General features: G+C 66.0%; 6 protein-coding genes. All 6 read left to right on the forward strand.

The window, feature by feature from the left end; all coding sequences use genetic code 11:
• Positions 1 to 168 precede the first annotated feature (168 nt).
• Positions 169 to 786, forward strand: coding sequence for a DUF3348 family protein (locus SNE35_RS14625; RefSeq protein WP_320423647.1), 618 nt, complete (start codon positions 169 to 171; stop codon positions 784 to 786).
• Positions 783 to 3002: a hypothetical protein gene (locus tag SNE35_RS14630; RefSeq protein WP_320423648.1), complete on the forward strand. Its 2220-nt coding sequence runs from the start codon at positions 783 to 785 to the stop codon at positions 3000 to 3002. Before SNE35_RS14625 ends, SNE35_RS14630 begins: the two co-directional genes overlap by 4 nt.
• Positions 2995 to 3642 carry an OmpA family protein gene (locus SNE35_RS14635; protein WP_320423649.1) on the forward strand — a complete coding sequence of 216 codons (648 nt, stop codon included), beginning with the start codon at positions 2995 to 2997 and terminating at the stop codon, positions 3640 to 3642. The genes SNE35_RS14630 and SNE35_RS14635 overlap by 8 nt, the downstream gene beginning before the upstream one ends.
• The gene (locus SNE35_RS14640) at positions 3639 to 4175 is read left to right on the forward strand and encodes a DUF2894 domain-containing protein (protein ID WP_320423650.1); all 537 of its coding nucleotides are present in this window, start codon (positions 3639 to 3641) and stop codon (positions 4173 to 4175) included. The genes SNE35_RS14635 and SNE35_RS14640 overlap by 4 nt, the downstream gene beginning before the upstream one ends.
• 249 nt (positions 4176 to 4424) lie before the next feature.
• On the forward strand, positions 4425 to 6998 hold the full coding sequence (locus SNE35_RS14645) for a PKD domain-containing protein (RefSeq protein WP_320423651.1): 2574 nt from the start codon (positions 4425 to 4427) through the stop codon (positions 6996 to 6998).
• A 15-nt stretch (positions 6999 to 7013) separates the two neighbouring features.
• Entirely contained in the window at positions 7014 to 9593 is a 2580-nt protein-coding gene (locus tag SNE35_RS14650; protein WP_320423652.1) for a PKD domain-containing protein, read from the forward strand.
• Positions 9594 to 9613: the final 20 nt, after the last annotated feature.

Raw genomic sequence — 9613 nt, forward strand, 5'->3', positions numbered from 1 at the left:
CCGGGCGCGATCAGGGGACGGGTGATGGGTGATGCCGGGGACCTTCACTAAAATGCCACGTTTCAGCAGCAAAAGCGCAGGCGTCGGCTTCCCGGCATGCAATTCATTTCCCAGCCGGTACAGCCCTCCCCGCCCGAGTCACTATCCCGATTGATACGGGAATGGGGCTTGGCCTCCGTTCCCCCAGCATCTGCTGCCGCACGGCTGGGCTCGTGGTTCGGCTGGGCGGATGCGATCGCGATCTCCCAGGTCCTGACCACGCCTCCGGGCCGCGCGGCCTCCGAAGCCGCCCGGATCGAGGCACTGCGTTGGGCCAGCGCCGAATTGGAACAGGTCCAGGCCCAGTTGGCCTCCGGCTTCGAACTGAAGGAGCCGGCCTCCGAATCCGAGCCCGCGCCCGATGGCGCACCGCTCGCGGAGCTGCTGGCCCCCTATCTGCAGCATTTCGCGCAGCAGCAGCGCGCGATCACCGGCCGCATCTCCGCCTTCCGGGCGCGCCTGCGCGCCAGTCTGGCGAACGCCTCGGAGCCACTCGCACGGCTGGCGCAGTGGGACGAGTACATCGAGCGCGCACTGGGATCGCCCGATCGCCGCACGCTGGCCGGGCTCTCCGCGCTGCTGGAGATCCGGGCGCACAAGCACCACGCCACCGCCCCTCTCCGCTGGCGCCCGCGCCTCCGGTCGGACCTGCAGCGATTGCTGCGGGCCGAGCTGGATCGAAGCCTTCAACCCGTGCTGGGCCTCATCGAGGCCTTGAACACCAGCAGCACCAGCAGCACCGCATGAACCGAGCTCTCAACGCCCTCTACCCGATCGCCATGGCTGCCGGCCTGGCGGGCATCGCCGGCGCCGGCATGGCCGCATCGAGGAATCATCCCGTCGCCCTGGTCATGACGGTGCTGATCGCCGTCTTCTTCGCCATCGCGGCGTGGGAGCTCGCGGCCTTCCGGCGGGACAGCCGTGCCCTGGCCGCCGCCGCGGAGCGCGAGCAGCCCGACGACTGGATGCTCTCCGTGCCGGCCGCCTTGCGCGGCGCGGTGCAGATGCGCCTGGACGGCCTGCGCGTCGCCCTTCCGGGGCTGGCCCTGGCGCCGGCGATCGCCGGTCTGCTGGTGCTGCTGGGCATGCTCGGCACCTTCATCGGCCTGGTCATCACCTTGAGCAGCACGGCCAGCGCACTGGGGGCATCCGCGGACCTGGCCGCCCTGCGCTCCGCGCTGGGTGCCCCGATCCAGGGCCTGGGCCTGGCGTTCAGCGCCAGCGTAGCGGGTGTCGCGGGCTCGGCCATGCTGGGGCTGATGGTGGCCCTCGCCCGCAGGGAACGCGCGGCCGCCGGCGCGCTGCTGGATGCCGCGCTGCGGGGCCGGCTGCGCCCGCTGACCTCCGCGCATCGGCTTGAGATCGAGCAGCAGGCCCTGAGTACCGCCGCGATCGAGCGCGAGAACACGAGGCAACTGGAGCTGATGGCCCAGTTGCAGCAGTTCACCGAACGCATCGCGGGCCAGTTGTCCGCGCAGAACAGCCTCTTCCACAGCGAGACGAGCAAGGCCTACGCCGCACTGGCCAGCAGCGTGGACACGACCTTGCGCACCAGCCTGACCGAAGCGGCCCGTGAAGCCGGTGCGGCGATCAAACCGGCGGCGGAAGCAGCGATGGCCGGCATCGCTCGCGAGGCCGCATCGCTGCATCAGCGCGTGGGCACCCTGGTGTCCGATCAGCTGGCCACACTCGGCAGCCGCTTCGAGGACGGAGCCCAGCGCATCGCTCATCAGCATGAGGCTGCGGCCCAGGCGCAGGCTGCGGCGCTGAGCCAGCAGCGGGAAGTCGCGCTGCAACTGCTGGCAGATGCCGGCACGGCATCGCATCGCGCCATCGAACTCCAGGCGCAGCGCTGGGCCGCCGATTCGCAAGCGCTGCTCGGCGCGCTGGACGCCACGGCTACCCGCCACCAGGCCGCGCAGGCCGATGCGGATCAAGCACGACTGGCACTGCTCAAGACCCACATCGACGCGCTCGCCGAGCACCAGGCATCGGCACGAGAGATCCTTGCGCAGACCGCCCAGCAGTTCGCAACGCAGACGCAGGCCCTGCTGGACCGTGTCTCCGATGGCCAGGCGAGCCACCTCAGCGCGCTGGCCGAGCGTGACGCCCAGCGTCGCGCCGAGCTGAGCGTCGATGCGGATGCCGCGCGCACGCAACGCGAGCAAGCCCAGCAGCTGCTGCGCGACAGCGGCACCCAGGTGCAGGCTGCCTTGACCGAGATCACCCGCCTGGGCGCCGAGCAGACCCAGGCCGCCGTCGCCGCCCTGGCCGATGCCTTCGCGAAACTGCAGGCCGACCACGGAAGCCATGACGCGGAGCGGCTTGCGGCATGGCGCGCCGAGCTGGCATCGGCCGGCACCGCGCAGCTGGAGCAGCAGCAGGTGCTGGCCGACGGCCTGCTGGCGAACACGCGCAGCCTGGTGGCCCAGGCCGAGTCCTACTCGCAGCGCACCCTCTCCGAAGCCGGCGCGCTGCTGCAAGCGGCTGGCGAAGCGCCGCGCGCTGCAGTCGAGGTGGTCGCTGCACTGCGGGAGCAGCTTGCCCAAAGCCAGGCCCAGGATCGCGCAGCGCTGCAGGAGCGGGCCGAGCTGATGACGACCGTGTCGACCTTGCTGGCCTCGCTGCAGCAAGCCGCGGGCGAGCAGCGCTCCGCGATTGATTCGCTCGTCGACCGATCGGCCACCGCCCTCTCCGAAGCCGCCACGAATCTGGCCGCCGGCGCGGCCGACGTCGCCAGCGTGGGCGAAGGCTTCGGCGTGGCGGTGGAGCAGTTCCAGGGCGCCAATGCGCAGCTCGTACAGCACCTGTCCGTGCTGGAGGAACGCCTCTCCGCCGCGATGACGCGCAGCGACGACCAGCTGGGCTACTACGTGGCCCAGGCGCGCGAGGTCATCGACCTGTGCCTGGGTTCGCAGAAGCAGGTGCTGGATGCATTGCAGGGCGCCGCGGCCCATGGATGATCAACTGGAGATCGAGCAGGAAGGCACCGGCGCCCCCGCATGGGCGGCCTTCGGTGACCTGATGGCCGGCGTGCTGGGCGCCTTCGTCCTGGTGCTTGCCGCGGCCCTGGTCGGGCAGCTGGATCTCGCCAACCAATTGCAGGCCGAAGTGCGGCAGCGCATCGCCGAGCAGAACCGGCGGGAAGCGCTGGAGCGCGCCTTGGCCGGCCCGCTCGCCGATGGCCGCATCACGCTGGTGGAAGGTCGCATCGGCATCAACAGCGCGGTGCTCTTCGCGACGGGATCGGACCAGTTGCTCGCCGAAGGTCGAACCCTGCTCAGCGCATTGGCGACACCGCTTCGCACCTACCTCGCTCAACGCGACGAGATCCTGATGGTCAGCGGCTTCACCGACGACCGAGGCGTCGTGGCCGGCATGCAGTTCGCCGACAACTGGGACCTCTCCGCCAGACGCGCGCTGAACGTGACGCGCGCCTTGCTGGCGGACGGCCTTCCACCCGACTCGGTGTTCTCCGCCGCGTTCGGATCGCAGCAGCCCGTCGCCTCCAACGACACAGCGGCAGGCCGGGCCCTCAATCGACGCGTGGAAATCGCGCCGACACCACGGCCCCGCCGCGCCGCTGCGGCATCTGCACCGTGAGCGACGGCATCGACGATCCTATTGCCTGGGCGGCCACACAGCCCGCCGACCCGGTGCGCCGGCGCATCCTGCACACGCTCGCCCTGCGCGCGGCAGCCCAGCCTCCCGGCGCCCTGCGCGACAAGCTGATCGCCACACTGCGCCAGCGCGCATCGAGAGCGCCGCTGCCGACCCGGAAGCCGCAAGCCCCTGCCCCCACCCATCCGCTGGCCGATCTGCTCGCCCTGCTTCAAGCCGATGCCGGCCAGGAACTGCGCCAGGTTCGAATCCACCACCACACCTGGCGCCAGCTCCGCGTCGCAAGAAGCCTTGCCGACCTCCACGCGCCGGTCGCCGGGCACCTGGGCCCGCTCAACGGCCAGGCACTGGCGACCCGCGCGCTCCAGCAGATCCAGGCGCTGGCGCCGGACTATCTACACAGGCTGCTGACGCAGATGGATGCGATCACGGCATTGGAGCAGTTGCAGGCTCCGGGTGATGCAGAGAAGCCGGTGCGGGCAGGCAGGAAGAAGACGGCTGAGCGGCGGCGGTGAGATCCGCGCTGGAAACACGTCTCACAGCGCAAGTCACTCTCGATTGCTTGCAGAACATCGCCCCCTAGAACGACTACCTACAGTCACTCTGGTCTGGTATTTCCACCCGTTCTTAAAAAAACAAATCCCTTTACATTGACGACCTTTCGCGAGGCTGTCTGAATTGCGGGCCGCGTTGCCGAGTGGGTGAATATCTGAGAACAAGCATGGCTGGCGAACTCTCCACGCAAAGCCATAGGGGAGTAGGTCATGTTGTTGCGAGTTCGCGGCGCGCTGGTGGCGATCGCCATTGGCTTCTTGTCCGCTTGTGGTGGTGGTGGCGGCGGTAGCGGTTCAGGAGATGAAGGGCCGAAAGCCATCAACCATGCCCCCCAAGCAATCGCGCAGGCCGCCGGTGATGTGGCCATGGAGGGAGGGCAGATCGGTGCGACCTTGGGCGGTACCGTCCGGCTGGATGCCGGCGCCAGCACCGACGCCGACAACGACGCGCTGAGCTATCAATGGACACTGACAAGTCAGCCCATGGGTGGAAATGCGCCCGCGTCGCTCACTGGTGTCAAGCTCGAATGGCAACCCAACCAACTTGGGACCTATGTTTTCAGCCTGACCGTGACGGATCTGCAGGGCGCCAGCAACTCTCAGAGCCTCAGCGTCGTGGTGAACAACCGTGCTCCTGCTGCGGTCGTCACGGCGCAGTTCACGGCAACGCCGTACACAGCGCCAACACGTACCGTGCCAATAGGAGCTGTGGTGGCATTGGACGCGTCTGGCAGCCAGACGCCGGATGGGCATGCGCTGACCGTGACCTACGCGCTGGTGCAGTACCCCATCACGAGTTCCGCATCGCTCAACACGACCAGCAATGCCACGACGAGCTTCTTGGCCGACGCAGCAGGCGAGTACCGCGTCAAGGTGACCGGCACAGACGCGATGGGCGACAGCTTCGAGTCGACCTATGTCTATGTTGCGAGCGACCAGGCGCCTCGTCCGGTGATCGTCACCTCCATCGCCGATCTGCATGATGGGGGTGGCACCGATGTGAAGGCATCGCTGGGCACCGACGTCTTGCTGAACGGCTCCGCGATCGACAGCACTTGGCTTCCTGTGAGCTTCACCTGGCAGATGACGAGTCGCCCGTCGGGTAGTGCGACCACCCTGAACGGAAGCAGCGGCGCTGCCTCTGGTTTCACGCCCGACGTGCTGGGCGACTACGTCGTCACGCTTACCGCGAAGGACATGCTCGGTGCGGCCAGCACCTACGTCACGACCGTCCATGTGAACAGCATCTTGCCGCTGGCCAATATCGTGGCGACCACGGCTTCGAGTGGGCTGACGAACGCGCGGACATTGACCGTCCCGATGGGCACAACGCTCACGCTTGATGGATCGGGCAGCAGTGATGCTGCTTCGGGGCCCTTGACCTACAACTGGATCCTGGTCTCCGACCCAAACAACACCTGGGGCTACCTGCGGGGCGTCAACGCGAAGTTGACGGAGACACCGGCCATAGCCGGCACCTGGGTCTATCGGCTTCGTGTCACCAACAGCTCCGGTGCGTACTCGGAGCAAGACATCCACATCAACGTCGTCAACCGAAGCCTGATCACGGTGGTGGACCGCAGCAGCATCACCGTCAAGCTCGGCAACAGCGCAGCACTGTCAGCCGCATTGAGCAGCTCGGCGACCGGGGGAACATTGCACTTCCAGTGGAGCGTGGACGCGAAGCCCGTGGCCAGTACTGCAGCGCTGAGTTCCAGCAGCAGCGCGGTCAGCTTTACGCCCGACACGGCTGGCACTTACGTCGTGGCCGTGCGCGTGGACGACGGGTTGGAATCGCAGATCGGCTATGTCGCCATCAAGGCCGTTGCGGCCTTCAGTGGCCCGGTTGCGCTCAACTTCGTGCCCAAGGAATCGCGGTACAGCCGGGGTCTCGACAAGGCAGTGATGATCTCGAACTCGCCGGTGCCGAGCTTGCGCATCGTCGACCCCTTCAACGGCGTGGTCCGAACGGTGTTGCTGCCCAAGCCCACGTGGCGTCTCAAGCTCAGTCCCGATGGACGCTTGGCCGCCGTGATGCACAGCGATGGATACAGCCTCCTGGACATCGACACCGCGACGCTGCTCAAGACGGCGAGTTCCACCCTGAATCCAGAAACCATCGACGTGGCCAACACAGGCGTAGTCTGGATGCTGACCTGCTGCTCCGCCCCGAGTACTGTGTACTACGAGTCCTTCGACGGACGCACGGGCTTGCACCTCGACAGCACCCTCAGCGGTCCGGTGCATTCGAGCAGCAGCATCGACACCATCTACGCAGACCGATTCAACGCGATTCTCGGCCAGGACTCGTTCGGTTGGTACTACACGGTGGACCCCGTCACGGGCAAGTTTCAGTCCTACGGACAGTTGCAGATACAGGTACAGGGGCAAGTACCCCTGGTCATGAGCGAGGACGAAACCCTGGTCTTTGCTGCCTCAGGGCTCGTGTACGACACAGCAAGTCAGAGCCCGATCGCCTCGCTGTTCGATACCAACAGTCAACACCTGCAAGTGCAAAGTCTGAGCTATTGGGGGCCGGCCCGCGAGACATTCGTGATTGCGCAGAGCCCCGGCGCAACCGACTGGCCCGCTTCGTACGAACGTTTTACCGGCGCCGCATTCATACCCGCGGCCGACGTCCCGCTACCGCTGGTGAACGGTGCGCAGAGCTATGGCATTCAAGTCTTCCACAGCGCAGTGGGTGTCCCCGTGGCCTTGGTGCAGACCGGTAGCGCCAGCAAGTCGGCCACGTCCGGCGTGAGCTATTTCCTCGTCACGCCCTGATTTCTGGAGCAGCCCATGTGGAAAGCGATTCGTGGCCTTGCGTCGTTGGTGTCCCTCGCCCTGTTGACCTCCTGCGGTGGCGGTAGTTCAGGTAGCTCACCGAGCGCTACCCAGGTTGCAGACGCTGGCCTGCATGTTCGCGCCCTCGCCGCCGGCAATGTGAGCCTGCAGGGCGGGCAGATCCATGCGAGCCTGAACGGCACCGTGCGACTCGACGGCAGCAACAGCACTGACGACGATCACGACACACTGAGCTACCAGTGGACCTTGATCAGTCAACCCACTGGCGGCAACGCGCCAGCGTCTGGTACTGGAGCAGCGCTTGAATGGCAGCCCAACGCACTGGGCGCCTACACCTATGCCTTGAAGGTGTCGGATCCACGCGGCGCATCAAGCACGCAGAATTTCAACGTGATGGTGGACAACACGGCGCTCAGTGCAAACGTCGTCGTCGCCGTACAGCGTGTCGGCAGCAGCATCCCCCCGGGACAGCAGATCAGTCTGGGCACCAACATCGTCCTGGACGCCAGTGGCGGTACCACGACGGAAGGGGCCGCGAGCGCTGTCTCGTTCACCCTGACGCAACGGCCTGCAGGCAGCAACGCTGCCCTGACCCTCGGAGACAAGACAGCGCGCTTCAGTCCGGACGTACTGGGCACCTACATGGCCAAGGCTTCCGGCACCGATGCCTCGGGCATCGGCTTCGAGACGAACTACACCTTCTGGGTCAGCAACGAGGCGCCCAAGCCGATCATCATTGCCTCGGCGACAGATCTCACCGCAGGAGCGATCTCAGCCGTTGCGGGCTACGACGTGCTCATGAACGCGGCGGCCACAAGCAACGGCTCATCTGCGCTCAGCTATGGCTGGCAGTTGAGCGCCAAGCCGGCTGGCAGCTCGGCAGCGCTGAACAGCGCGACCGGGCCGACCGCAAACTTCAGTCCCGATCTTCTGGGCGACTACGTCGTCACGCTCACTGCCACCAGCACGACTGGGAAACTATCCACCTACACGACCACCGTGCATGTGGCCAACCGCCGCCCCGTGGCCAACATCGTGGCCGGCACCGCTCCCAGCGCGGGGGCCAATGTGCCCTCTTTCCTGCTGCCGCTGGGCACGCAAGTGACCTTGCGCGGGGATACCAGCACAGATCCGGACGGTGACTCCTTGACCTATGCGTGGTCGATCAACAGCCGCCCGAGTTCCAGCAACGCGCAGCTGTCCTCCGCGACCGCCGTTTCGCCCACATTCGTGCCCGATCAGGAAGGCAGCTATGTGTTCACCTTGCGCGTGACCGATCCTTCTGGGGCCTACGGCGAGCGGCAAATCACACTACAGGTCGGCGGCCATGCACCCGCCGTTGTCCTTGACACCAAGGCCGTGACGGGTGTGATCGGCTCCACCGTGCCGCTGTCTGCGGCATTGAGCTTTGACGACGACGGCGACGCTTTGAGCTATCAATGGAGCGTTACCTCCGCGCCGACAGGCAGCGCCGCTTTGCCTGCTGCGGCGGGAAGCGCCAGCACGAGCTTCAGCGGTGACGTCGCAGGTTCTTACGTGCTGTCTGTCGCCGTCAGCGACGGTAGGCGCACCAGCGTTGCGCCGGTGGCGGTCACGGTCCTGCCGCCCGCGATCGCGCTCAACAACCTGACCCTGCCCGCCATGGCGCGCTACAGCCGCAGCCTCGATCGCTTTGTGATGCTGACCTCCGCGCCTGGTGTGGCCATCGTGGATCCTGCGACGGGGGCCGTCAGCACCGTAGCCTTGCCGTCCGCGCCAAACGTCCTCAACCTCAGCCCTGATGGCAAGCTGGCAGTCGCCGTTCGAGGCCAGGCTGCGAGCCTGATCGACGTGAGCACTGCGACGATTCTCGGAACGGTAGTCTCGACGGACTATCTTGAGTCCGGCGTGGTGACCAACGGTGGCGTACTGTGGCTATTTGCCGAAGAGGACGTTCCCTACACGCACCACATCGTGCTGGTGGCCGACGGGCATACGGGCAACTTCATCCCGCAGCAGACCCAATTCGACGGGGCAGAATTCGTCGGCTATCCAGTACTGGCCGATCGGTACGGCAAAATCTTCTTACGTGATCAAGACTACACGCCCCCGGCCAATCTGGTCACCTTCAACTTTGACACCGCGACGAACCAGGGCTTGAGCCGCAGTGACGCCCGGCCGGCAATCACTTTCAACAACGAAGTGTTTCTGGCCGAAGACCAGTCTTTCCTGATGACCGGCTTCGGCTGGGTGTACGACAGCCAAACCCTCGCCGACGTGGGCAGGGTAGACGGAGTCGCGTCCGTCAGCTACACCGAGATCATCAGCTTCAGCCATTCGCTCGCCATGCAGGAAAGCCTCGCGCTGATCTGGAACCAGAACGCTGCCCTGCTGCCGACGACCTATGCGCGCTATGACATGCGCTACGGCTTCTATGCTCAGGACTACATGGCCCTGCCGTACATCAATGGTGTGCCTAGCTACGGGATCAAGGTCTTCCACAGTTCCACAGGGCGCCACGTGATGTTCGTGCAGACAGGCAGCGCCAATCGCAGCGACACCGCAGGGGTGAATTACTACCTCGTGAGACGCTGAGATTGCTACAGCGGGCTGTT

Origin of the sequence: Roseateles agri (assembly GCF_034043675.1) — a bacterium.
Classification (GTDB): Bacteria; Pseudomonadota; Gammaproteobacteria; order Burkholderiales; family Burkholderiaceae_C; genus KK5.